The organism is Paraburkholderia sp. BR10954, from assembly GCF_040965775.1.
Classification (GTDB): domain Bacteria; phylum Pseudomonadota; class Gammaproteobacteria; order Burkholderiales; family Burkholderiaceae; genus Paraburkholderia; species Paraburkholderia youngii.
In genome coordinates this window covers 69,400-92,686 of sequence record NZ_JBFRCK010000019.1, presented here as the reverse complement: position 1 = coordinate 92,686, position 23,287 = coordinate 69,400, and the positions used below count along the sequence as shown (strand labels likewise).

At 62.0% G+C, this 23,287-nt stretch carries 21 protein-coding genes and 2 pseudogenes; 12 read left to right on the top strand and 11 right to left on the bottom strand.

All coding sequences use genetic code 11. The annotated features are described in order from the left end of the window. Positions 1-119: 119 nt before the first annotated feature. Positions 120-1,412, top strand: a complete 1,293-nt coding sequence (locus AB4Y34_RS24435) for an acyl-CoA dehydrogenase family protein (RefSeq protein WP_368717464.1) — start codon at positions 120-122, stop codon at positions 1,410-1,412. Between the two features lie 64 nt (positions 1,413-1,476). Here the strand turns inward: AB4Y34_RS24435 and AB4Y34_RS24430 are convergent, their stop codons facing one another. After that, positions 1,477-2,604, bottom strand: coding sequence for a sigma-54 interaction domain-containing protein (locus AB4Y34_RS24430; protein WP_368717463.1), 1,128 nt, complete (start codon positions 2,602-2,604; stop codon positions 1,477-1,479). Beyond that, positions 2,601-3,842 (bottom strand): acyl-CoA dehydrogenase family protein, encoded by a 1,242-nt coding sequence (locus AB4Y34_RS24425; protein WP_176377728.1) that lies wholly within the window; start codon positions 3,840-3,842, stop codon positions 2,601-2,603. Before AB4Y34_RS24425 ends, AB4Y34_RS24430 begins: the two co-directional genes overlap by 4 nt. A 631-nt stretch (positions 3,843-4,473) precedes the next feature. Between AB4Y34_RS24425 and msuE the strand changes: the two genes are divergently transcribed. From msuE to AB4Y34_RS24385, 8 genes are all read left to right on the top strand, one after another. Then, positions 4,474-5,058, top strand: coding sequence for an FMN reductase (gene msuE / locus AB4Y34_RS24420; RefSeq protein ID WP_368717494.1), 585 nt, complete (start codon positions 4,474-4,476; stop codon positions 5,056-5,058). Positions 5,059-5,103: 45 nt separating this feature from the next. Then, positions 5,104-6,210, top strand: coding sequence for a dimethylsulfone monooxygenase SfnG (sfnG, locus tag AB4Y34_RS24415; RefSeq protein ID WP_368717462.1), 1,107 nt, complete (start codon positions 5,104-5,106; stop codon positions 6,208-6,210). Then, positions 6,207-7,019 (top strand): ABC transporter ATP-binding protein, encoded by an 813-nt coding sequence (locus AB4Y34_RS24410; protein WP_368717461.1) that lies wholly within the window; start codon positions 6,207-6,209, stop codon positions 7,017-7,019. Before sfnG ends, AB4Y34_RS24410 begins: the two co-directional genes overlap by 4 nt. 11 nt (positions 7,020-7,030) lie before the next feature. Then, positions 7,031-7,912 (top strand): branched-chain amino acid ABC transporter permease, encoded by an 882-nt coding sequence (locus AB4Y34_RS24405; RefSeq protein WP_176108511.1) that lies wholly within the window; start codon positions 7,031-7,033, stop codon positions 7,910-7,912. Positions 7,913-7,922: 10 nt separating this feature from the next. Continuing rightward, positions 7,923-8,966, top strand: coding sequence for a branched-chain amino acid ABC transporter permease (locus AB4Y34_RS24400; protein WP_368717460.1), 1,044 nt, complete (start codon positions 7,923-7,925; stop codon positions 8,964-8,966). Between the two features lie 59 nt (positions 8,967-9,025). Then, on the top strand, positions 9,026-10,390 hold the full coding sequence (locus tag AB4Y34_RS24395; protein WP_368717459.1) for an ABC transporter substrate-binding protein: 1,365 nt from the start codon (positions 9,026-9,028) through the stop codon (positions 10,388-10,390). Between the two features lie 3 nt (positions 10,391-10,393). Further along, positions 10,394-11,182 (top strand): ABC transporter ATP-binding protein, encoded by a 789-nt coding sequence (locus AB4Y34_RS24390; RefSeq protein ID WP_176377733.1) that lies wholly within the window; start codon positions 10,394-10,396, stop codon positions 11,180-11,182. 137 nt (positions 11,183-11,319) lie between these two features. Further along, positions 11,320-11,640 carry an LLM class flavin-dependent oxidoreductase gene (locus AB4Y34_RS24385; RefSeq protein WP_368367152.1) on the top strand — a complete coding sequence of 107 codons (321 nt, stop codon included), beginning with the start codon at positions 11,320-11,322 and terminating at the stop codon, positions 11,638-11,640. A gap of 12 nt (positions 11,641-11,652) precedes the next feature. Here AB4Y34_RS24385 and AB4Y34_RS24380 read toward each other — a convergent pair whose 3' ends face one another. Beyond that, complete coding sequence (locus AB4Y34_RS24380) at positions 11,653-12,294, bottom strand: DUF1109 domain-containing protein (RefSeq protein WP_176377734.1); 642 nt, start codon at positions 12,292-12,294, stop codon at positions 11,653-11,655. Further along, positions 12,291-12,863, bottom strand: a complete 573-nt coding sequence (locus AB4Y34_RS24375) for a sigma-70 family RNA polymerase sigma factor (RefSeq protein WP_176377735.1) — start codon at positions 12,861-12,863, stop codon at positions 12,291-12,293. The genes AB4Y34_RS24380 and AB4Y34_RS24375 overlap by 4 nt, the downstream gene beginning before the upstream one ends. 94 nt (positions 12,864-12,957) lie before the next feature. Between AB4Y34_RS24375 and AB4Y34_RS24370 the strand changes: the two are divergent. Beyond that, positions 12,958-13,437: pseudogene (locus tag AB4Y34_RS24370) on the top strand (cupin domain-containing protein); the annotation flags it as partial. Between the two features lie 93 nt (positions 13,438-13,530). Here the strand turns inward: AB4Y34_RS24370 and AB4Y34_RS24365 are convergent. Genes AB4Y34_RS24365 through AB4Y34_RS24340 form a run of 6 tightly spaced genes read right to left on the bottom strand, consistent with a single transcriptional unit; the run spans position 13,531 to position 18,447 of the window. Beyond that, positions 13,531-15,609 carry an NAD(P)/FAD-dependent oxidoreductase gene (locus tag AB4Y34_RS24365; RefSeq protein WP_368717458.1) on the bottom strand — a complete coding sequence of 693 codons (2,079 nt, stop codon included), beginning with the start codon at positions 15,607-15,609 and terminating at the stop codon, positions 13,531-13,533. A 52-nt stretch (positions 15,610-15,661) separates the two neighbouring features. After that, a complete protein-coding gene (locus AB4Y34_RS24360; RefSeq protein ID WP_368717457.1) occupies positions 15,662-15,889 on the bottom strand; it encodes an NrsF family protein in 228 nt (75 codons plus the stop codon). Then, positions 15,886-16,389, bottom strand: coding sequence for a DoxX family protein (locus AB4Y34_RS24355; RefSeq protein WP_254344143.1), 504 nt, complete (start codon positions 16,387-16,389; stop codon positions 15,886-15,888). The genes AB4Y34_RS24360 and AB4Y34_RS24355 overlap by 4 nt, the downstream gene beginning before the upstream one ends. 5 nt (positions 16,390-16,394) lie before the next feature. Further along, positions 16,395-17,174 (bottom strand): DUF2063 domain-containing protein, encoded by a 780-nt coding sequence (locus AB4Y34_RS24350; RefSeq protein WP_368717456.1) that lies wholly within the window; start codon positions 17,172-17,174, stop codon positions 16,395-16,397. Beyond that, a complete protein-coding gene (locus AB4Y34_RS24345; protein WP_368717455.1) occupies positions 17,164-18,105 on the bottom strand; it encodes a DUF692 domain-containing protein in 942 nt (313 codons plus the stop codon). The genes AB4Y34_RS24350 and AB4Y34_RS24345 overlap by 11 nt, the downstream gene beginning before the upstream one ends. A gap of 30 nt (positions 18,106-18,135) precedes the next feature. Then, positions 18,136-18,447: a DUF2282 domain-containing protein gene (locus AB4Y34_RS24340; protein WP_176377740.1), complete on the bottom strand. Its 312-nt coding sequence runs from the start codon at positions 18,445-18,447 to the stop codon at positions 18,136-18,138. Positions 18,448-18,908: 461 nt separating this feature from the next. On the opposite strand from AB4Y34_RS24340, the pseudogene AB4Y34_RS24335 reads away from it, so the two are divergent. Then, a pseudogene (locus tag AB4Y34_RS24335) lies at positions 18,909-19,331 on the top strand (IS3 family transposase); the annotation flags it as partial. Positions 19,332-19,736: 405 nt separating this feature from the next. After that, positions 19,737-20,120, top strand: coding sequence for a nuclear transport factor 2 family protein (locus AB4Y34_RS24330; protein ID WP_368717454.1), 384 nt, complete (start codon positions 19,737-19,739; stop codon positions 20,118-20,120). 821 nt (positions 20,121-20,941) lie between these two features. Here the strand turns inward: AB4Y34_RS24330 and AB4Y34_RS24325 are convergent. Next, positions 20,942-23,104, bottom strand: coding sequence for an ATP-binding protein (locus AB4Y34_RS24325; protein WP_368717453.1), 2,163 nt, complete (start codon positions 23,102-23,104; stop codon positions 20,942-20,944). Positions 23,105-23,287 lie beyond the last annotated feature (183 nt).

The following is a 23,287-nucleotide window of genomic DNA, read 5'->3' as shown; positions in this document are numbered from 1 at the left end:
CTTGCGGGAAAAACTGGGCCGTCGCCGACGTGCTTGGGTCGGGCGAACTGGTACGCAATGTGCAGGTGTTTATGGCATGGCGAGGCTTCATGGAGGCGCGCCTTCACTCCGGAGAACACATGGCTACTTTGCATCGATCTGATATAACCGAACCCGTCCTCGCCTTCGCTTCCTTGTCCCGCGGTGCGGACTACGAGCAACTATCCGCGCGTTTCCGGCCGATCTTTCAGAAGATCGCGGATGGCACGCTCGATCGCGAGCAACGACGCGCTTTGCCTTATGACCCAATCAGGTGGCTCAAGGAGGCAGGCTTCGGCGCCGTTCGCATACCGGTCGAACACGGTGGCGCAGGCGCATCTTTGCCCGACCTGATCCGTTTGCTGGTCGAACTGGGCGAGGCGGATTCGAACCTGCCACAGGCGCTTCGCGGGCATTTCGCGTTCGTGGAGGATCGGCTGAATGCTCCAGCTGACGCAAACCGCGAGCGCTGGTTTGCTCGTTTCGTAGCGGGGGAGATCATCGGTAACGCCTGGACCGAAGTCGGGAATGTCTCGATCGGCGAGGTGCAAACCCGCGTCAAACGCGACGGCGAGCGCTGGCTCGTCACTGGAGAGAAGTATTACTCCACAGGGACCATTTTCGCGGATTGGATCGACGTATTCGCTCAGCTCGACGACGATGGGCGCAACGTCATCGCGGCGGTCCGCACCGACCAGCCCGGTGTCACTCGCAGCGACGATTGGGATGGCTTTGGTCAGCGCTCGACAGGCAGCGGCACCACCCGTTTCGACTCGGCACTCGTCGAGGCGGAGAACATCATTGATTTCTCCACCCGCTTCAAGTATCAGACTGCCTTCTATCAGCTCGTGCTGCTGGCGGTGCTGACCGGTGTGGGCCGAGCCGCGCTGCGTGACGTCTCGCACGAGGTCCGCTCACGCCGCCGCATTTTCAGTCACGGCAACGCGCCGTCGGTCGCCCGCGATGCACAGGTGCAGCAGGTCGTCGGCGAGATAGGCGCGCGCGTTTTCGCGGCCGAGGCGGCTACCGTTCAGGCGGCGGAGGCGGCTCAGAGGGCCTACGAAGCACGTTTCGGCGGGAATGCGGAGGCTGAGCACGAAGCCAACATCGCAGCGGAAATCGACTCCGCGCGCGCACAAGTCGTTGTCAGTGAGCTGATTCTCAAAGCTACGACCGATCTGTTCAACGCGCTCAGCGCATCGGGCACCAGCGAGGCCCGCCGTCTCGATCGCCACTGGCGTAATGCCCGAACCGCGGCATCGCACAACCCGCTAATCTACAAAGCGAGGATCATCGGTGATTGGGAAATCAACCGCACGGAGCCACCCTATGTATGGCAGATCGGGGCGGGGCCGACTACAACGGAATCAGCCGCGAACGAGTCAGTTGCCTAGCGAAGGCCGCGAGAAACGCGAGGGGGAAGCAAGCCGCGCGATGCGCGGCTATGCAGGCTGCCCGTTATTTGAGCGCGGCAATCTCCTTCGCCCGGATCAACCTTGCTCGCAGCACGTTGCGACTGATCCCCAGCAGCCTTGCAGCCTGAATCTGGTTGCGGTGGCTGTACTCATATGCAACCCTGATGACGGTATTCTCGATGTCTTCGAACAGATTTTCGCGTTCGGTCTCGAGAAGGTCTCGCAAAGCGGATTCGAGGGCCTGTTGTGCGTCCTGCGTCAGTGCGTCAGGACGTGGCAGGCGATCGATTGCGGGTGGGGCGCACGCAGCAAGCTGTACGTCGCTTTCCTGCAAAGTATCGTGGCGGCCCACCAGCAGTGCGTGATGAATGACGTTTTCCAGTTCCCGGATATTGCCGGGCCAGCGATGCGCTAGCAGTCTGCGCTCCGCTTGTGGCGCGATCTCGCGCGGCCCGTAACCGAGACGACCGCGGTAATCGTCGATGAAATAGCGCGCCAGCGGCAGGATATCGCCGGGTCGCTCACAGAGCTTCGGGACGTCCAGCTGGACGACGTTAAGCCGATAGTAAAGGTCGCCCCGAAAATGGCCGGCGGCCATCGCCTGCGGCAGATGGACGTTGGTCGCCGCCACCACGCGCACGTCGATTGGCAGGCTCTGTCTCGAGCCAAGCCGCACGACCTCCCGCTCCTGCAGGACGCGCAACAGTTTGACCTGCATCGACAGCGGCAGGTCGCCGATCTCGTCCAGAAACAGCGTGCCGCCATTCGCTGCTTCAAACCAGCCTGGCTTCGCGCTGAACGCTCCGGTGAATGCGCCTTTCTCGTGCCCGAACAGCTCGCTCTCGACCAGCGTCTCGGAGAACGCGCCGCAATTGACGGCGACAAACGGCTTGTCCTTACGTTGACTGAGACCATGCACGTGACGGGCAATCAGTTCCTTGCCGGTACCCGTTTCGCCGGAGATCAGAATGTTTGCGTCACTCGGCGCGACCCTTTGCACCCGTTCAAGCAGAGCCAGCGAGCGCGGATCGACAAACACTTGTGCGCGCCCCCGAATCGACTTGCTCAGCCCGCGCGCATTCGGCAGGCTGTACACATGGGGCAGTGCGCCAGCGGGAGAGACCGGCTCAACGAGGCCGTTGTCCCATACGTCGGTAAGAGAGGCGTTCATGAGTAGAAGCTCGGCGTCGGATAGGTTCGTTTGAGGGCCCACTCGCCAATTTCCCGCATCTTGTAGGCAAGAGGATCATGCAGCGTATGAGTGCGCAGATTGCGCCAGTAGCGGTCTAGCCTAAGCGAGCCGTGCGTCGCTCGTGCGCCGGCGACATCGAACATCCGGGTACAGATGACGAGTCCTGTCTGCGCGGCAGCGACTTTCGCGGTCGCTATTGCCAGCGCGACTTCGCCGCGTTCAGCCTCGCTCAGCGCGCTGCCCCGGGCCCATGCGCTGTCGAGCCGGACAGCGGCCCGTGCAGCCAGCGTCCGCACGGCTTCGAGTCCGACCCAGAACTCGCCGTACTGGCCGAGTATGTAGGGATCGTCGCCGACGCTTGCGAGCTTCGACGCCGGCCACGGACGCGCTTCATTCAACGTGTAATGACGAGCGTCTTCGAAGGCGGCTTCGCTAATGCCGAGATAAACGTGCGCAAGGCTCAACTGCGCGATAAGCGGCCGCAAACATGCGAACGGCGTTGACAGCGGGCCGGGTTCGATGAGCACTTCATGATGATCGACCCGGACTCTTTCGAAGGTCACGGTTCCGCTGTCAGTCTGACGCTGCCCGATGTTGTCCCAGTCGTCCGCGACCGCGATGCCGCTGCGTTGCGTTGGCACGGCGGCTACCAGAAACGCGTTCGTCAGCGCGTCGCGCGCGGACGCGATCAGCATTTCCGAGTCGAGCGCCCCCGAACAGAAACTCTTCTGGCCGGAGAATTCGAGCCAGTCCTCGCGGCTCCGGCTGATTGTCCGGTCGTCGAGCGGATTGAGTGCATTGCCCCAGAACCAGTCGTGGCGGGCCGTTTTTTCGAACCATGATCCCCACTGCTGCTCGGTTCCGAACAGCCGTACCGTCGCGAGCATCAGATGATGAAACGCGAATACGTGCGCGAGCGAGCCGTCGGCCGCAGCAATGATGCGGACAACGTCAAGGGTCGTCTGCCAGGTAGCGCCTTGTCCGCCATATTCAGATGGAATGCTGAGAGCCAGCAGGCCACTGGCGCGCAGCGCGTCGCGCTCCGGTTTTGGCGTCCCGCCGCGCTGATCCCGTTCGACCGCGGTCAACGAAAAGCGGGCGGCGAGATCCGCGGCGATCTGCTGTGGCGTCGAGCGCGATCGAGCGTTCTCATGCAGGTGCTGCACCGATGGGTGCGGCTCTTCGTGGTTTGCTGGACTGGAGACGAGCTGGGCCATCTGTATGGACTGGACCACCCGCTTTACGACAGAGCCCGTTCGAGGCCCGATCGTGCAACGACGCTGGTCCAGATTGCTGATCGAGCAGCAAGTGTTCCACCTCCGCTGCGGCGCTGGAAACATTGATTTCTCATATTCAAAGTCCAAATGCTGCTTGCGCAGCGGCGCGGTGTTAAAGAGCTCCCATATCCGTCACGGCGTTGCTGACCCAGGAGCAGTTCGCTCACATTCTGCTGGTCCAGCAGTTGACGGTGGGAGAACCCCGACTCCATGCACACCTTGCATGATCCGATTGACTACAAGGTCCGGGACTTGGGCAATTGGGCGCTCAACGAAAGCATTCTCAAACCGTTTTTCTATTCATATCTGAATTGCTGCTGTTCGCCTGGCAGCACACCGAAAGCAGATTGCTCCACAGCGTTCATACGCTCGATGAATATGCTTTGCGTTACTAAGCGAATGACCTGTCGTATTGAATTTACAAAGGCCGTCCAAGCCTGAGCGCCGGGGTTTGCAGCGGTAGTCGAGAAACACATCGCAATTGGCATATTGCTTGCGTTATATCAACCCACACCGTCGCCGGATCGAATTCCCGAGAGTACGGTGCGTTTCGAGGATGAGAGGAATTGTTATGACCACACCATTACGTATCGTCGCGGTTTCGGGAAGCTTGCAACAACCTTCGAGAACGCGTGCGCTTACCGTTAGTTTGCTCGCGGGGCTCGAGCGTGCGCTCGTAGCCGATAAGCACGACGTGCATTCTCACCTCGTGGATCTCGGTGAAATCTCCGAACCGCTAGCGCGTACGTTTTCGCGCGTGAGTGCCACCCGCGACCTGGAAGCCCATTTGCGCGCGATCGAGACAGCCGACGCGCTGATCGTTGCAAGCCCGGTGTACCGCGCATCCTATACGGGCCTCTTCAAGCATCTTTTCGATCTGGTTCATCACGAAACCTTGTTCGACGTGCCAGTACTGCTTGCTGCCACCGGCGGCAGCGAGCGGCATGCGCTGGTGATCGACCACCAGTTGCGACCACTGCTGAGCTTTTTCCAGGCCCATACGCTTCCTGTCGGCGTGTATGGATCCGAGGCGGATTTCAATGACCACCGCGTCAGCAGTCCGCTGCTGAGCGCGCGCATCGCGCTCGCGATCGAGCGTGCCGCGCCACTCATCGCGCAACGGCCGCGCCGTGCCGACGTCCAGATCGCAGCATGACATCTGCCCTGTAACACCATTCCTATTTCGACGAGATCTGCTTCCATGACACATAACCTGTCCACCTCGCAAGACGCCGTCAAATTTGCTTACTGGGTACCGAATGTAAGCGGCGGCCTGGTAGTCAGTACGATCGAACAACGCACCGACTGGAGCCTTGAATACAACCAGCGTCTCGCCCAGGCCGCCGAACGGGCAGGCTTCGAGTACGCGCTGAGCCAGATCCGCTTTACGGCCGGCTATGGCGCCGAGCATCAGCACGAGTCGGTCTCGTTCAGCCAGGCGTTGCTGCACGCCACGACCCGTCTCAAGGTACTTGCAGCGATTTTGCCCGGACCGTGGCATCCCGCGGTGGTCGCCAAGCAGCTCGCGACGATCGATCACATCTCGAATGGCCGGATCGCGATCAACGTCGTTAGCGGCTGGTTTAAGGGCGAATTCACCGCGATCGGCGAACCCTGGCTCGAGCACGATGAACGGTATCGCCGTTCCAGGGAATTCATTCAGGCGCTCAAAGGGATCTGGACGCAGGACAACTTCACGTTCAAGGGCGACTTCTACCGCTTCAACGATTACACGCTGAGTCCGAAGCCGGTGCAAAAGCCGCACCCCGAAATCTTTCAGGGTGGCAGCTCGCGCGCTGCCCGCGACAACGCAGCGAGTGTGTCCGACTGGTATTTCACGAACGGCAATACGCCCGAAAACCTCAAAGCGCAGATCGATGATATTCGCGCCAAGGCCGCAGCGAACGGCCATCAGGTGCGCATTGGCGTGAACGCGTTCGTGATCGCCCGTGACACGGAAGCCGAAGCGCGTGCCGTGCTCGACGACATCATTGCCAACGCACATGTGGAAGCGGTCCATGCGTTCGGCGACGCGGTCAAGCAGGCCGGTAGCGCATCGCCTGAAGGCGAGGGCAACTGGGCGAAATCCACATTTGAAGATCTGGTCCAGTACAACGACGGCTTCCGCACCGATCTGATCGGTACGCCGCAGCAGATCGCCGAGCGCATCGTCGAACTTAAGGCGATCGGCGTCGATCTGGTACTGACCGGCTTCTTGCATTTCATCGAAGAAGTCGAATACTTCGGCGCCAAAGTGCTTCCGCTGGTTCGCGAACTGGAGAGCCGTCGTCAGCCGGCCCTGGCATGACGCAGGCGACTACCTCGGCAGCGCCGTTGCTCGCCCTTGAACACATCTCGCTATCGTTCAAGGGCGTCAAGGCGATAACCGACATAGGCTTCTCGGTGGCGCGCGGAGAAATCTGCGCGCTCATCGGTCCGAATGGCGCAGGCAAGAGTTCGCTTCTCAACGTGATCAATGGCGTGTATCGGGCACAACAGGGAGTCGTTCGCTTCGACGGCCTCGCGTATCGACGCATCGATCCCTACCGTGCCGCTCACCTCGGTATCGCGCGAACGTTCCAGAATCTCGCGCTGTTCCGCCGCATGAGCGTGCTCGACAACGTGCTGACGGGCCGCAGTTTGCATCGGCGCAGCAGCTGGATCGAGCAGGTTTTGCGCGTCGGGCGCGCGCGCCGGGACGACGCAGAGCAACGCAGGTATGCGAGTGAGGTGATAGATGCACTGAAGCTGGAGCGCTACCGCGACGCCGCCGTGGGCACGCTGCCTTACGGGCTGCAAAAACGCGTCGAACTGGCGCGTGCAGTCGCCGCCAAGCCGCGCCTTCTGCTGCTCGACGAGCCAATGGCGGGCATGAATGCGGCCGAGAAACAGGAGATGGCTCGCACGATACGCGATGTGAACTCGCAGTTCGGTGTCACGGTGGTACTGATCGAGCACGACATCGGCGTCGTGATGGGACTGTCCGATCATGTCGTGGTGCTCGACTACGGGAAAAAGATCGCGGACGGCACGCCCGACCAGGTCCGCACGAATGATGGCGTGCTAGCGGCCTACCTGGGTACGCGTCACGACGCGAGCACGTCAGTCCACGCCTGAGGGACCAGTCGATGGAATTCTTTGTCGAAGTATTGGTGGGCGGCCTGCTTGCCGGTGCGATGTATTCGGTCGTTGCGATCGGCTTCGTGCTGATCTACAAGGCATCCGGGATCTTTAATTTCGCTCAGGGAGCGCTGGTGCTGTTTGGCGCGCTGACCTATGTGTGCATGGTCGAACGCGGGATCGCCCCGTGGCTCGCGATCCTGATCACGCTGGCGGCGCTGGTCGTCATTGCGGTGCTCACCGGACGGCTGGTGCTGCGGCCGCTCGTCAATCGACCACCGATCACGCTGTTCATGGCGACGCTCGGCCTGAGTCTGATCCTGGAAGGGGCCGCGCAACTGTTATGGGGAGCACAGGTGCACGGGCTCGAGCTGGGTATCGATGACAAACCGTTGCGCCTGGGCGGCGTCATGATCAGTAAGTTCGACCTCTTCGCGGCGGCTGTCGCCGGCGCACTGGTGATCGGGCTAAGCGCGTTGACCCGCTATTCGCGTCTCGGCCTGAAGCTGCGCGCGGTCGCCGACGATCCGCTGGCCGCGCTCGCGGTCGGGGTGCGGCTTCCACAGGTCTGGGCAATCGTCTGGGCACTGGCCGGCTTCGTGAGCCTCGTCGCGGGACTACTGTGGGGCGCGCGTCTGGGCGTGCAGTTCTCGCTGTCGCTGGTGGTCCTGAAAGCGCTGCCGGTATTGATCATCGGCGGATTTTCGTCGATCACTGGCGCGATCGTCGGCGGACTGCTGGTGGGCGCTAGCGAAAAGCTCGCTGAGGTTTATCTCGGCGCAGTCATTGGCGATGGCATCGAGAACTGGTTCCCCTATGTCATCGCGATGCTATTCCTGCTGGCTCGCCCGGCTGGGCTGTTCGGCGAACCGGCGGTGGAACGCGTTTGATGGAGACAAGATGGAACTGACCCGCACAACCTTCGACGCGCGACGCGCGGATCTCAAGCGCTGGCTGACGCCGTTCTCGCTCGTACTGGTAGCGTTCGTGGCCGTGCCGTTGGTCTCCAACGATTATTGGCTCAACGCGATCCTCGTCCCATTCCTGATTCTTTCACTGGCAGGGTTGGGGTTGAACTTCCTGACGGGCTATGCCGGGCAGTTGTCGCTCGGTTCGGCCGCCTTTATGTCGGTGGGAGCGTACGCGGCTTATAACCTGTTGGTCCGGCTACCCGCGCTGCCGCTGCCTGTTGCACTGCTGCTCGGTGGCTGCATCAGCGCGGCAGTAGGGGTGCTGTTCGGTTTGCCGAGCCTGCGCATCCGCGGCTTCTATCTGATTGTTTCGACCCTGGCCGCGCAGTTCTTCGTGGTCTGGATCTTTACTCGCGTCAGCTGGTTCTCCAATAACGATACGTCGGGCGTGCTTAGCGCGCCGCGCCTTGCAATCGGCCACTGGCAAATCGATACACCGGCCGCACGCTATCTGTTCGTGCTCGGCGTCGTGGTGGTGCTGTTCCTGCTCGGCGCGAGCGTCGTGCGCAGCGATCTCGGCCGCCGCTGGATGGCGGTGCGCGACATGGATATCGCCGCACGCGTGATCGGCATTCCGGTCGGACAGAGCAAGCTGCTTGCGTTCGCGCTCAGTTCCTTCGTGCTCGGCATAGCGGGAGCGCTTTGGGCATTCGCCTACCTCGGTACGGTCGAGCCGGACGGCTTCAGTCTGAATCTGTCGTTTCAGGTTCTTTTCATCATCATTATCGGCGGCATGGGCAGTATCAGCGGCAACCTCTACGGCGCCGCATTCATCGTTTTGCTGCCAATCCTGCTGTCGAATGCCGCGACCGCGCTCGCACAGATCGGCATTGGGGCCGACCAGTTGCAGAACCTGCAAAAGATCATCTTTGGCACCTTGATCATTGTGTTTCTCATCAAGGAACCCGATGGTCTCGCCCGGCTGGTTCAGGTTGCGCGCCGCAGCCGAACGAGACGGCAGGAAGGGCGCTAACACAGTCCTTCCTGAATCTTCCCAGCTTTCGATTCATCAATCAGACGGAAAACATCAGCATGGCTAATTACATTACTCGACTCAACGCCGGTGGACCTGGCAAACTTCTGCGCCTGTTCGCGGCGAGCGTCGCACTAGCCGGTGTGGCGATATCGCAGGCGCATGCCGGCGGAACCGAATATTTTCCGCTGCAAAGCTATCGGGTTGGACCGTATGCAGCCGGCGGCACGGGATTCTTCGGCGGCTTTATCGACTACATGAAGTTGATCAATGCTCGCGACGGCGGGGTCAACGGCGTCAAGCTGGTCTGGAAAGAGTGCGAAACGGAGTACGTGGTCGAGAAGGGCGTCGAGTGCTACGAACGTCTGAAGAACAGCGGTCCGGACGGCGCACCGACCGCGGCAACCAATCCGTTGTCTGTCGGCATTGCCTACGCAACACTCGATCGCTCGAGCGCAGACAAGCTGCCGCTGATTACGATCAATCACGGCCGGACCGATTCGACCGACGGCGCGGTCTTCCCATATGTGTTCCCGCTGCAGCTCAATCCGTACAGCGAAGTGTCGGCGATCGTGAACTACATCGGACAACGCTCTGGCGGCCTGGAGCACCTCAAAGGCAGGAAGATCGTCGTGCTTTACCACGGCTCGCCTTATGGACGTGAAACGATTCCGGTGGTCGAACTGCTCGCGAAGAAGTATGGTTTCGAGGTCACGCAGATCGAGGTACCGCATCCGGGCAACGAGCAAGGCTCGCAGTGGCTGAAGATCCGCCAGATCGCACCGGACTGGGTGATCTTGCGGGGTTGGGGTGTGATGAATCCCGTGGCGCTGAAAGGCGCCCAGAAGGTCGGTTATCCGACCGATCACATCATCGGCAATATCTGGAGCAATTCGGAAGAAGACGTTCGACCCGCGGGTGAAGCGGCCAAGGGCTTCATCTCGATCACGACACACCCGTCCGGAACAGAATATCCGGTGCTTCAGGCGATCGACCAGTACGTCATCAAGGCCGGCAACGGTGATCTGAAGGATCCGGCACGCTTCGGCACGGTCTATTACAACCTTGGCGTCGTGAACGGGATCCTGAATGTCGAAGCGCTGCGCACCGCGCAGAAGAAGTTCGGCAACAAACCGTTGAGCGGCGAGCAGGTCCGCTGGGGCTTCGAACATCTGAACCTCGACGACGCACGACTCAAACAGCTGGGCGCGCTTGGCCTGGTCCAGCCTTTGAAGCTGACCTGCGAGGACCACGAAGGCGGCGGGGCGGTGCGCTTCCAGCAATGGGACGGACAACACTGGAAGGTCATCAGCGACTGGGTCCAGGCGGATCGCGCGCTGTTGCGGCCGATCATCGAGAAATCGGCGAATGCCTACGCGAAGGAAAAAGGCATCACGCCTCGCGACTGCCAGAAGGAGCTCTAAGCGATGGCCGCTGCCCGATTGCTCGAAGCGACCTCACTCGCCGTGTCATGGCAGCAGATCATTGTGGCTTTGCATGACGTATCGCTGCACGTCGACGCCGGCGAGATCGTCGCGCTGCTCGGCGGCAACGGTGCCGGCAAGACGACCACGCTGAAAGCAATTTCGCGCCTGCTGCATGCCGAACGCGGCGAGATGACGTCGGGGCGCATTGCGTTCAATGGCGTCGACATCGCCCGCGATGAGCCGTGGCGACTCGTCGAGCGCGGCCTTGTACAGGTCCTCGAAGGGCGCCGCTGCTTCGGCCATCTCAGCGTCGAGGAAAATCTGCGTCTTGGCGGATTCGTGCGGCGTGGCCGGCGCGCGGAGCTCGAAGCGGATCTCGAACGGATCTATGCGACCTTCCCGCGGCTGAAGCTGCGCCGAAGGCTGCCGGCCGGCTACGCGTCGGGCGGCGAGCAGCAGATGCTCGCGATCGGGCGCGCGCTGATGGCCAGACCGACGCTGGTTCTGCTTGATGAACCGTCGATGGGTCTGGCTCCGCAGATCGTCGAGGAGATCTTCGAGATCGTGGCCTCGCTCAATCGCGACGGCGTCAGCTTCCTGCTTGCCGAACAGAACGCAACGGTGGCGCTGCGCTATGCCCACCGCGGTTACGTGCTTGAGAACGGCGCAGTGGTCGCGCAGGGCAGCGCCGCGCAACTGCTGGACCTGGATACGTTGCGCGATGCTTACCTGGGCCGGTCCGGGCGGCGCCCCGAGCAGTGCTCTTCCACTTCCGCATTGACACTTTGATGAATCCCGACATCGTCTGATTTTTGCCGACATCGGGCGACACGCGCTATCTCGGCGTGTCGTCGAGCGGACGAGCCCCGACCATGGCCTACCTCGGCGAAATCGGTGTCGCTGCCGCCCTGCGTGGCTAAGACGGTGTGCCGATTCCCACGGGCAGCGGCCGCCTCGACCCTTGTGGTCGCGGCGAGCGGCGCGCCGCTGACGCGACGTTTGTTCCGGTCGCGTTACGGACTTCGCTCGGCGGGCCGAGCGTTGCCGCGCGCGCGGCGGCGACGCTCGATGCGGCGACCGGCGGACGCCTGCTGCTCAACGTGATGCCGGGCGGCGACGCGGAGGAACCCGCCGCCGACGGCGTGTTCATGTCGCACGATGAGAGCTACGAAGCGGCGAGCGAATATCTGACGATATGGCGCCGCTTGCTGCCGGACGAAGCGGTGGAATTTCGAAGGCCGTTATAACCGGGTAGGTGCTTACCAGCGCAAAAGACGCGGGCCGAGCAGAGCACCGATTACCGTCGGTACCAGCATCCCTAGCAAATACCAGACACCCCAGAACGGGATGCCCATTTCCGGACAATGCAGGCAATACGCGAGCGCCGCAGTGGCACCGGCCAGCAAGCCGCCTGCCGCACCCGAGACAGCGAGCCGCGTCGGCGCCAGTCCTTTGAGCGCCCAAAACACGGCAACAAAGCCGGGAACCGACAAAATCGCAATAAGGACCGGACAGACGCGCCATGTTTCGCCGAGCACGATCGCAAGCCGAGCGTCTTTCGGCGCAGCCATCAATACATACGCTGCCGCAAGCCACACTGCCGCGACCGGCGCAGCAATCAGCCAGCGGCTGCCACCCGCGCGCACGCCTGGCCGCGAGAGCCGGGTCGACATCCACAGCGAGCCGATCATCAGACATAAGGGCAGCGCGGTCTTGGCCCAGAAGATCGGCTTGAGTGCGACTTCGGCGAGGTCACGCCGGATGCCGAGCAGCGTCGCCGTGATCAGTGTCGCACCCGCCGCACCGACCAGTACTGCGACGCAAAAGCGCTTCGCGAGCACGTGGTGGTCCACCGGCGTGACGCCGGTCGCCAGCAGGGAAATGAATTCATCCGTTTTCATCGCGTTCCTCGAATCTTTGCAGCCAACGCCTTGAGCCCACGATGCACACCGATCTTGACCGCCGACTCCGACAAGCCGGTCAACTTCGCGGTCTCCGTCACGGATAGTCCTTCGAGTTTGACATGCATGATCGGCAGACGCTGGCGATCAGGCAACTGCTCCAGCAGCTTTACTACGTCACGTTTTGCTTGCGCCGGCTCGAGATCAGGTGCGGCGAGCAATTCGAACGCGTCGTCGAGCGGATCGTTCAGCGCGTCGTGGCGGGAGCGTGCCCGAAAGTAATCTGCCAGCTTGTAGCGTGCGATTGCGTGGATCCATGCGGTCAGCGGCTCCTCGGCGCGGTAGGTGTCCCTTGCGTTGTGAACTGCCAGCAATATTTCCTGCACGAGATCCTCGACATCGGCCGCGCGATCGTCAAGCCGCCGCCGCAGAAAGCCACGCAAGTGCGCGCCCAGTTCCACGAGAAATTGCCGGTATGCGGCACCATTGCCGTCCAGGCCGCGCAGGAACAGGGCGCGCAGATGCGACTCCTTCGCCTGCGCCGCGGAGATATCCATAGTTCGCTTCATCGAGGGTGCCGGTTACAGGAAACAGGAGTTTATTCCATGGCCGCGTGCATCGGCGGCCCCGGCCGGTTCGCACTTGCCTCGTTGATGCATATGAGCGGGCCACTGCAACTTCGGATTGCAGGGTTCAGCCCTGCTGGTTTCGCTGCTACCGCAACGCGGGCACGTCCGTGGCCAGCAGCGGCTGACCACACTCATGCAACTTGTGCACGAAGAATCAAGCGGGCAGCGGCCCGCGCGCGAAGGCGTCCTCTCTTGCCTTCCGGAGGTGCTGCTCATCGATGCACTGCGATCCACGGCGGGAAAATATGCGCCACCGGGCCTCGTGCGCGGGACTGTCCGACAGCCGCCTCGCGGGTGCGATCCGGGAAATGCACGAGCACCCGACGAAGCCGTGGACGGTTGCTGCGCTCGCGAAGAATCTGCTGCGCCGCATTCACGGCCGCATCGCCGAGATTGCGCAACGTGGCGGCTACAGCTCTACCATCACCTTCAGCGTTGCCTTCACGTGGCTCACGTCGGCCGGCCACCTATGCGGTATACGCGTGAGGCGCAGACGATCCGGGATGGCGGGTAAGCAGGCGCAAACTGGTCGCCGGCAGGCATGAAGCGCGAGCTTCAGCAGGCGATGCTCAGAGCGCAGTAAGCGCCGGTGTGCGCACTGCGAATATCAATCCGAGCGCCTGTCGGAAGCCGGATCGGTAATGAGTCTGGTGCTGCGTCGGTAGGTGACATAGGCCCAGAGCCAATCCAGAATGACCTTCAACCTGTTTGGGCCACCGGTGAGGAACGCGATATGTGCGGCGCCCCAGAACCACCACGCTGGCGCACCCCACATGCGGATGGGGCCGATTTCCGCCACTGCGGCCTGACGCCCGATCGTCGCGAGGCTTCCGAAATGTCTGTATCGAAACGGAGGTGGACGAGGGCGACCCGCAAGCTGCGCGTCGATCACCCGCGCGGCATATTTTCCCTGCTGTTTGGCGGCAGGCGCCAACCCCGGTACCGATGCTCCATTCCAGCCCAGACTCGAAGCGGCATCGCCAATTGCATAGACGCCTTCTACTGCCGGAACAGAGAGGTCGTCGTTCACCTTGATTCGTCCGGACGCGTCCTCAGGCTGGTTTAGCCACTTGGCAACCGGAGACGCGGCCACCCCGGCAGCCCACAGGATGGTGCGGGATGCAATTCGATCTTTACCGAGATCGGCGCCATCCTCATCCACGCCCAGCACCCTGGTATCGAGGTGGACCGTGACACCCAGCTTTCGAAGGGAGCGTTCCGCGGCTGCAGACAGGGAGGGCGGGAAAGTCGGCAGAACGCGGGGCCCTGCATGAACCAGAATGACACGCGATTTCGACGGATCGAAGGTGCGATATTCCTGGTCCATCCCATGGTGCGCCAGTTCCGCGATGGCGCCGGCCAGCTCGATACCCGTTGGTCCTCCGCCAACGACGATGAACGTTAGCCACGCGGCACGGGCTGCTTCGTCGGCAGCAGTTTCCGCCTCTTCAAATGCCCGTAGCAGACGGCTCCTGATTGACGTTGCGTCCTCTATGCTCTTTAGCCCGGGCGCGTACGGCGCCCAATGATCGTTGCCGAAGTAACTGTGACGTGCGCCGGTCGCCAGTACGAGATAGTCGAATTCCAGGCGGGTTGCGCCGACTAGCACTTCGCGGGCGGCGGTGTCGATGCCCGTGACTCTTCCCAGACGTACCAGTACGTTTCGCTGTCCGCGAAAGAGGCTTCGGATCGGCGTTGCGATTTCCCCGGGCGACAACGCTGCAGTCGCGATCTGGTACAGCAGTGGCTGAAATAGATGATGATTCCGCTGGTCGATGAGGGTGATCCGGCACTGCGAATTGCGCAGACCGCGAACTGCCTCGATCCCACCAAAGCCACCGCCTACCACCACGACATGTGGATGCCGATCCAACCCGCCTTCTGCGCTGCCCGGGCTGTTGAGCACCCAGTGAGCAAATAACTGATCCACCGAAATGACGCCGGGCCCCGTGGCTACAAACGTAAGTAGCACGAGAAGAATTGCGAGCCGGTCGTCCATGGACATCGCTATGCCAGCGAGTGGAACCATGGCGGCATAGATGAACATCGCCGGTCGCGTCATGCAGCCGAAAGCGATGCAGAATGCGAGCATCGCGGCGATCCATGAGGGATAGACAAACAGTGTTGCCAGACTGTGATGAACGGCCGGCTCGAACAGGGAAGGCGTCGATGCGCAAGCTAGACAGAGCGATGCCGCGATGCCCGCGCGCGAAACGAGCAGCAGCGCAGGTGACACATATCGTTCGATCAGCTCATAGAATTTCCTGATCTGCCGGACCGGCCCAAGGGGAACCCACGCGAGGCCCCGCCCCAGCATCGCGTCGAGGGAAAACGTGCCTGGACCCAGCACGACCAGCCACGCGAGCAGGACAAGCGTTGCGCCGCCCGGACCGAGGGCGATCGATCCGTATCCACCAACGAGCAACACCAGCGCTATGGGCCGGGTGAGGAGGCCAGCGGTGAGCAGGAGCGGCACGATCCCGTGCAGCGCTGTCTCAACGCTGGACGGAGCATGCAATCCGGCGCCGGTTACACCGCCTTGATGGCTTTCCGCCATGGCCATGATCTGATGCACGAGCACGACCTGTCCGAACCAGACGCGAGTGGCAAGAAGAAGCCACGGCATGCAAAGCGCGCGTACCTTGGGAGCGAAGCGGAGCAGGTATTTGAAGGCATTTCGGAGCATACGGCACCATTTCGAGCGAACCATCACGGCAAACAGGGCGTCGGCGCAAGGCTCACCAGCGCAGACAATGCGGCGCGACGGCCGGGCCGACTGCGGTCGTGATGACGATCGCGAGCACGTACCAAACACCCCAGGACAGGACCACCATCTCCGGGCAACGGAGCGAACGGACGAGCGATCCCTGCGCACCGGCCAGCAGGCCCGCACTCGGGCCGGCGGCGTTGCACTCGACGGGCGACACGTCGCACGCGCGCTGGGCGACCGGTTCTCGCGTTTTCATGAGCGGTACGCGCGGTCACCGAGCAGATAATCGATCGATATCACGCCGGGACCCCACGCGGCGATGCCGAGCGCCATGGCAGCCCACGTGATGTGGATCGGCCAGCCGTCCGGCACTGTCAGTTCGATGATGCACGTCATCAGAAGTAATCCGGCGGCCGCGAAGCGCGTTCCGAATCCGAGCACGAGCAGCACCGGAAACCCGACCTCGCCGCACGCGGAGAGGAACGCGAAAAGGGCGGGCGCCGGGAACGGATACGGGCCGCCGGGAAGATGGAGCTTGAATTCGTCGGTGAAAAGATCGATGGCCGTGTCGTTGAGCTGCAGGAAACCGTGCCACTTGAGGATGCCCGATTTCCAGAAGGGCACTGCCAGCGCGAGGCGCAGCACGAGTTGCACGAACGATGGTTGTGCGAGCCGTTCGATGAAGCGCCGGGCGCATCCGATCGCGTGCGCGACGTTGCCCGCAAAGGACGGTCTGGAGTCTTGTCGAGTTTGCATGGTGATTACGCTCCCAGTTGAACGGCGGCGAACACGCCGGCCGAAATCATCGAGGCCAGGCTGGCCGCCAGATCGAAGGTGTCGCTCTCATCGAAGGCGGCCTGCGCGGCGGCGCCGAGCGGGATGCCCTCGAGGAGTGCTACGAGAAACGCCGCGCGGCCCGCGGGCAGGCGCCGGACAGTCACGTCGTATTCGGGCCGCGTGACGAGCGCGTCTTCTGCGTCGCTCGAATGCAGCGCGGTGACGGGGCCGGGCGCCCGGTTCATTGCGAAGATCGCGACGGCCGGGTAGCGCGAGCGCACGATGCGCGCGGCCGGATGCGGGACGAAGCGCACCTGCGCGAGCGAACCCGGATCGATGCTCGCGAATGCCTCGGCCGTGAGCGGTACGGCATCCGCGGCGTGATACGCGTCTAGCCACGCGCGCTCGATGCGTGCTGTATCCGCAAGCCAGGGCATGTGACGTGCGTATTCGTAGGTTTCGATGAACGACGGAAAATCGCGTCCGTACTCGAACAACAGCGGTGAAGCCGGTGGCGTTGCTCGCACGTGAAAGCGGGCCATCGCGCGGAAGAACTCGACGCCCGTGATGCGCTGCACGGCCGGATAGATCGCGGCCAGCGCATCGATGAGGCTGACCGTGACGTTGTTGCGATAGACGTTGTAGCGCCGGACGATGCCCTTGCCGTGCCCAGCCACGATGCCTGTCGGCGTGGCGAGTTCGGGGTTCGTCAGTCCCGGCGCGAAGGCCGTCGCGTAGTCGATCGTGGATTGCTCAGGCTTCATGGCCGACGCGCTCCAGGTGATATATATCGGACTCTGTTGCATCCTTGCCGGCAAATTCACAAACAATTCTCCGGGCCGCCAGTGCTTGTGCGCGCAGTTCGGACCATGCAGGCAACTGGCTGTCCCATTCGATCAGCGTGGGCATCGGTCCGGTGCGCGCGATCACATCGCGGTAGAGCGCCCATACCTGATCGGCTACGGCGCGGTCGTGGCTGTCGATGAGCAACGGCGCGTGTTCGTCGTCGTGTTGCTCGCTGTGGCCGGCCAGGTGAATCTCGCCGACATATTCGAGAGGAAAATCCGCGAGATAAGCGCGTGCTTGATAACCGTGATTGGTCGCCGAGACGAAAACGTTGTTGACGTCGAGCAGCAGCCCGCAGCCAGTGCGCTGTGCGAGAGCACGGATGAACTCAGTTTCGGTCATCGTCGACGAGGCGAACGCCACGTACGTCGATGGATTCTCGAGCAGCATCGGACGTCCAATGGCTTCCTGCACTTGATCGATGTGCTCGCAGACCTGGTCGAGCGTCGCCCTCGTGTAAGGCAGTGGCAGCAGATCGCTGAAGAACGTACCACCGTGCGAGGACCACGCGAGATGTTCGGAAACGAGCGCTGGTTCGTAGCGCGCGACCAGTTCTCCAAAGCGCGCGAGGTGGCCGGCGTCGAGCCCATCCGGTCCGCCGATCGACATGCATACACCGTGCAGCGAGACCGGATAGCGCTCGCGGATTGCGCTCAACGCGTGGTGCGGAAACCCGCCAGCGCCCATATAGTTCTCTGCGTGTACTTCGAAGAAGCCGTCCTGCAGCCCGTGTTCGAGAATCGCCGCGAAATGTTCGTGCTTGAAGCTGGTGCCCGCAAGTCCGGCCGCCCCCGGCGCTGCGCGAAGGGGACGGCCGGAACTCGCCGCTGATTGCGTGGAGGTGCTCATGACCGTCCCCCCCTTTCGTCGAAGTCGAGATCAGGACTTGATCGCCGTGAGCGAACCGTGGCCACCGCCCGGCACGACGATGCTCGCGCAGGTGCCGCCCTGGACGAATTTCCACGAGTTGCCCTGGAAGTCGACCGTCGACGTTCCCTGGCAGGTTGTGCCTGGACCGGCGGCGCAGTCGTTTTGCCCCTTTAGCGCGACGCCGAAACACTTTTCCTTGTGTGCGGCCATGGCGGCGCTCACTTCTTCCTTCGTGAGCGGCGCGGCATGAGCGACCGAAGCGAGGAGGCTTGCAATGGCACCTGCGAGCAGGGCCGAACTAACAGTGGTTTTTGCGGACATGGACGTTCTCCAGTGATTGAGTTGAGTGGTATCCGTCGTGGATACACCAGCTAATTCGCCTGATTCTGAACGCCGGTTACACCAATCGAATCTTTTGCGTGAAGCTTTGAGGGGGACGGCGCAGGACGCTCGTAAGAACTGCAGCAAGTGCTTTCTCGCGAAAAAATAATTCCAGCCAGCTGTAACCGGGATGCGCAACCGAACGAACTGACGGACTGGGGCAACGAACATCCGTATCTGAGTGCGGCTCGATGGCGGCCCTGCATTCTGGCTGCGTTGAGTGGATATGCGGTTCCGCCCGCCACGGCGCACCCACTGAGCGCGCTGCGACATGTCAGGTGGCGGTTCGTCGCCCTAGGAGACCGATCATCTTCCCCCGCGTCAGAATGGTTGTCGCCTGGATAAACTTGGATCTGGGGGCGATAAAGAGAGAACGAGTTGGCGCGTTACGGAAAGACATTCAAAAAACTCGGGGCGATCTTCAACACAGACAAGGGCGAGGACGAATGATCGGCCTCGAGGATCGCCAACGACTGGCCCGGGAAATCGAATCGGCAAATGTGGCTGGCGCACGCCTGCGTCTGGCGTGCGAGTGCGCCGGAATTGATGTTCGTACCCTGCAGCGCTGGAAGGCCTGTGAGGGGCTCGTCAAGGGCGACGCCCGGCCCGGCGCGACCCGCCCGCTGCCCGCGCACGCCTTGAGTCCGGAGGAGCGGGCAAACGTGCTGCGCGTTGCCAATGGGTCGCGCTTTGCCGACATGCCGCCGGCGCGCATCGTGCCGATGCTGGCTGACGAAGGCGTGTACATCGGCAGCGAATCGACCTTCGCCCGCGTGCTGCGCGAGCATGGGCAGATGACGCGCCGTGGCCGTGCCAGAACGCCTTCGGTGACCGGCGCGAGGCCGGCGTATGCGTTCGAACATCGCCGCAGCCGTTCTGCCCCGTAATCCCTTCCCACCTTGTTCGCGATGCGGGCGATTGGCCGAAGATGGCCGGTTGTACCCATTCAGATACGGCGTCACAAAGCTGCCGCTGCCGTAGGGAACGGCGGCTTTCAAATGACGGGAGCTGAATGCGTACAACCGGCCAGAAACGGTCGTTCGACACCGACTCGAAGATCGTACACAATTCGTGAAGTCGTCCCCTTGCTAGCAACTGCCCATCACTATGAAGTTGAGACCCCGATTGAGCACATGCTTCGTGGAGTCTCGATGTCGTCAGGACGGGCGCCCGGGTTTATTCCCCGACGCACGCAATAGGTGAACGTAAACGGTAGCCGGAGGCACTCCATGCAGGAAGAGAAAATACGTGAAGCCCTGAATGCGCACTGGCAAGCGTCGGCGGCCGGCGATCTCGACGCAGAACACGATATTTACGTTGACGATGCCATCTGTGACTATCCCCAGTCGGGTGAACGAATCCTGGGGCGAATGAATTTGCAGGCACTGCGGAGTCATCATCCAGGCAAGCCAGCAGGTTTCGATGTCAGGCGAATTCAAGGAGAAGGTAATCTATGGATCACGGAATACTCCATCACCTATAACGGGCGGCCGGCTTACACGGTAAGCATTATGGAGTTCCGCAACGGGAAGGTCATTCACGAGACCCAGTACTTTTCAGATCCCTTTGAAGCGCCGCATTGGCGGAGTCAATGGGTTCAGCAGATCGCATGACAATGCATTGGGGCGATATAAGCACAATCACTTAATGGTCGCCTCGCTGGAATTTGGCTTCCTCGGATTCGCAGTTCAGCGAATCCTTGCGGAGACGTCGGAGAACACGGCGGCGATAAGGCTCTGCAAAACGGTTGGAAAGCGTGTTGAATCAGAACGCGTGAATGATCGACGCTTCAAGGGCCGCGAGTGCACCACGACAGTATTGGCCATCGCGCGCAACGAGTGGGGGCCAATCGGGCTCTGCTCAAACCGCACTGGGCGTACTTTGTCGCCAATCTGAATGGCCGCTGTGGGGGATTGTGAGTGTCGCCTCCGGGTCGATTTCACCCATTCGTCAGAATAGTCGCCGCCGTTCGATTCGGGCTTCTGACGAATGACCGGTCCGAGTCGTTGACCAGCCGCGTGAGCGGCGTTCGTTCAACGTCGGCATTGGCCGAACTGCTGCCGATCCCGATGTCGACATCGACGGCCGTCATACCTCGGAAGCCGCCATTGAAGCGACGTCATAACGAACAAGGGTAGCGGGACACGTCACATCGGGCAGCGACGGGATCTGGCTGTCCGGACATGGGCGTGCGGAATGTCGCCATAACCCGCCCTATTGCGGCAATCATGTTGGAATGGATACCACGCGCACGAGGGGTAGGGCAGCATCTGTCGGTGAGTCTGGAAAGTAGCCATATTCCCCGCAACTGGATCCTCTTCACTTGCGTGAGCGGATGTCCCCTGATCCAACCGTTGTCAACAAGTGCCTTCTATTCAGATAACGCTGCCTTTTGTATAAACATTAAAATAGCGAACTGATTTGAAGAGATCCATTACACCGAAGCCCGCTCCGCGCGGGATGCTCCGGTTAGCGCTTCGACTAGTTCCGCAAGCGCAACCGGCTTGACGAAATGCCGCTCGAATCCTGCTTCGTTCGAACGCCTGCGGTCGTCGGTCAGTCCGTAGCCGGTCAGCGCGAACATCCTCACAGGCGCTACCGTGTGCTGTGCGCGCAGCGCGCGGGCGAGCTGATAACCGTCCATTCCGGGCAAACCAATGTCGAGTATCGCGAACGCCGGCGAGAATGCCGCCGCCGCCTCGAGCGCGGTCGCCGGATCGGTCGCCGTCGCTACGTGGAAGCCCATCTCGACGAGATAAGCTTCCATCGCCATGAGGCCGTCCTTGTTGTCGTCGACCAGCAGCACACGCGCTCCGTTGCCGACCGGATGCGGCATGGCCGGCTGCTCCACGCAGTCGGTCGTGGGCGCCGGTGCGAGCGGGAGAGTGACGGTGAACGTCGCGCCCCTACCCGGTCCGTCGCTGCTTGCGACGACCGTGCCACCGTGCAACTCGACAAAGTTCTTCACCAGCGCCAGACCAACCCCGAGCCCGCCGTTCGAGCGGTCGATCGTCGTCTCTCCCTGCTCGAAAAACGAAAACATGCGCGGCATCAAATCCCGGCTGATTCCGACGCCGTTATCCGCCACCGACACGACGATTTCGGTGGCGCTCGTCACGGCTTTCACATGAATGCGCCCACCCGTCTGCGTAAACTTTGCCGCGTTGTTCAGCAGGTTACCGAACACCTGAGTGAGACGGAATGCGTCACCGCAAACGATGCCGCCATCGTCTGCGAGGTCCAGCGACAAGGTCTGCGAGCGCTGTTCGAGCACGGGGTTCGCTGCCTCGACCGCGCGCGCGAGCACCGTCGCGATCGGCACGGGCTCGCGCGCCAGTTCGATAGGGCCGCGGGTTATGCGACTCACGTCCAGCAGGTCCTCCACGAGCCTCGATAGATGCGCCACTTGACGCTCGATGATCTCGTGTTGTTTGTCGGTCTTGCCGCCGTTCTGCTTGCGCACGAGCGCGAGCGCCGTCGAGATCGGCGCGAGCGGATTGCGAAGCTCATGGCCGAGCATCGCGAGAAATCGATCTTTTGCACCGTTCGCGTTGCGCAGATCCGCGAGCAGTGCTTCGCGCTCGGTGCGCGACTTCTCGACGTCCTCACGTGCGCGTACATAGCCGGTCACTTCGACCGCACTGAGGATCACGCCGTCGACGTTTCCGGAAGACGCGCGCAACGGTTCGAAATGAAGCGTATAGACGCGCTCGTCCGTGTCGCCGGGCCTGTTTGTCCGATACTCTTCATGGACGATCGGCACCCCATCGGCGAATACGCGCTGCAGCGCGGCGACAGTCGCGCCGCCCGCCTCCTCCGGAAATGCGTCGAGATAAGGGAGGCCGATCAGGTCCGCGCGGCCGACCATCGCGAGATAGCGGGGATTCGTCAACTGGAACGTATGCCGGTTGCCGAGCAGCAGGGCCGACGCGATCGGCGAATTCATCAGCATGGCATCCCGCTGAAGCTCGGCGCTCTTTCGGCGGCGCATCTCGTCTTCGAGCGACGTCGCCCGCTGCTGCGCGAGCGCGAGCCTCAGGTGCAGGTCGTGAGCGCTCGCGTCGCGCAACGTACGGGTAAGGAATACGTGCTGGTGTGCGTCGCAAATGTGACGAAATAGCAGCGTATGCTCGGCGCCGATGAACTCCCGGCCCGGATACGCGCAGAAGAGCGAGAACCGGTGCTCGCGGGCGAGTCCGTTCCACAGGTGTTCCAGATGCAGCGCTGCTTCACCGAGGCCCTGCGCGTACAGGATCGCGACCATCTCACCGAACGCGTGCACCGGCTGCCCCCGTCGCACGGTCCGCGCGACGAGCGCCCCGACCGTCGACATGAAGCGCGCTTCGTCTGGCCACCCGTCGACCATGAAGCCGTCGAGCGCCGTGTGCGCGTCGACGAAAATGGCATCGTCCTTACAACGCCTGGCAGCGTCGGCCGCGTCGAGCCGTAATGCCATCGAGGCAATGTGATCGGCGGTGGCGATCGCGATTGCAACCCCGCCCGCGTTCAGCGCGCGTTGCAAAAACGCACCGACGTCTTCGATCAATTCGAGGTCGGACTCGTAGAACTGGACGAAATGGCTGGCATCGTGCTCCATGTGCCGAGCCGCAGCGGGGCTTGTGCTGATCGTCATAGTTGAACCGTATCAAAGCTTCCGCCGCGAGCCGCGAGACTCGCGGTCGAACATTGGGAGAAAATTCGCGGGTATCGCTACGAGTGCGCAAGAACCATACCCTGCGCCGCATTTGCAAACACTGAGGCGGGCGAACGCGTTGCGGTG

Coding starts and splice junctions, on each gene's coding strand:
- AB4Y34_RS24435 (WP_368717464.1), top strand. CDS start 120: ATGGCTACTTTGCATCGATCTGATATAACCGAACCCGTCCTCGCCTTC.
- AB4Y34_RS24430 (WP_368717463.1), bottom strand. CDS start 2,604: ATGAACGCCTCTCTTACCGACGTATGGGACAACGGCCTCGTTGAGCCG.
- AB4Y34_RS24425 (WP_176377728.1), bottom strand. CDS start 3,842: ATGGCCCAGCTCGTCTCCAGTCCAGCAAACCACGAAGAGCCGCACCCA.
- msuE (WP_368717494.1), top strand. CDS start 4,474: ATGACCACACCATTACGTATCGTCGCGGTTTCGGGAAGCTTGCAACAA.
- sfnG (WP_368717462.1), top strand. CDS start 5,104: ATGACACATAACCTGTCCACCTCGCAAGACGCCGTCAAATTTGCTTAC.
- AB4Y34_RS24410 (WP_368717461.1), top strand. CDS start 6,207: ATGACGCAGGCGACTACCTCGGCAGCGCCGTTGCTCGCCCTTGAACAC.
- AB4Y34_RS24405 (WP_176108511.1), top strand. CDS start 7,031: ATGGAATTCTTTGTCGAAGTATTGGTGGGCGGCCTGCTTGCCGGTGCG.
- AB4Y34_RS24400 (WP_368717460.1), top strand. CDS start 7,923: ATGGAACTGACCCGCACAACCTTCGACGCGCGACGCGCGGATCTCAAG.
- AB4Y34_RS24395 (WP_368717459.1), top strand. CDS start 9,026: ATGGCTAATTACATTACTCGACTCAACGCCGGTGGACCTGGCAAACTT.
- AB4Y34_RS24390 (WP_176377733.1), top strand. CDS start 10,394: ATGGCCGCTGCCCGATTGCTCGAAGCGACCTCACTCGCCGTGTCATGG.
- AB4Y34_RS24380 (WP_176377734.1), bottom strand. CDS start 12,294: ATGAAAACGGATGAATTCATTTCCCTGCTGGCGACCGGCGTCACGCCG.
- AB4Y34_RS24375 (WP_176377735.1), bottom strand. CDS start 12,863: ATGAAGCGAACTATGGATATCTCCGCGGCGCAGGCGAAGGAGTCGCAT.
- AB4Y34_RS24365 (WP_368717458.1), bottom strand. CDS start 15,609: ATGCTCCGAAATGCCTTCAAATACCTGCTCCGCTTCGCTCCCAAGGTA.
- AB4Y34_RS24360 (WP_368717457.1), bottom strand. CDS start 15,889: ATGAAAACGCGAGAACCGGTCGCCCAGCGCGCGTGCGACGTGTCGCCC.
- AB4Y34_RS24355 (WP_254344143.1), bottom strand. CDS start 16,389: ATGCAAACTCGACAAGACTCCAGACCGTCCTTTGCGGGCAACGTCGCG.
- AB4Y34_RS24350 (WP_368717456.1), bottom strand. CDS start 17,174: ATGAAGCCTGAGCAATCCACGATCGACTACGCGACGGCCTTCGCGCCG.
- AB4Y34_RS24345 (WP_368717455.1), bottom strand. CDS start 18,105: ATGAGCACCTCCACGCAATCAGCGGCGAGTTCCGGCCGTCCCCTTCGC.
- AB4Y34_RS24340 (WP_176377740.1), bottom strand. CDS start 18,447: ATGTCCGCAAAAACCACTGTTAGTTCGGCCCTGCTCGCAGGTGCCATT.
- AB4Y34_RS24330 (WP_368717454.1), top strand. CDS start 19,737: ATGCAGGAAGAGAAAATACGTGAAGCCCTGAATGCGCACTGGCAAGCG.
- AB4Y34_RS24325 (WP_368717453.1), bottom strand. CDS start 23,104: ATGGAGCACGATGCCAGCCATTTCGTCCAGTTCTACGAGTCCGACCTC.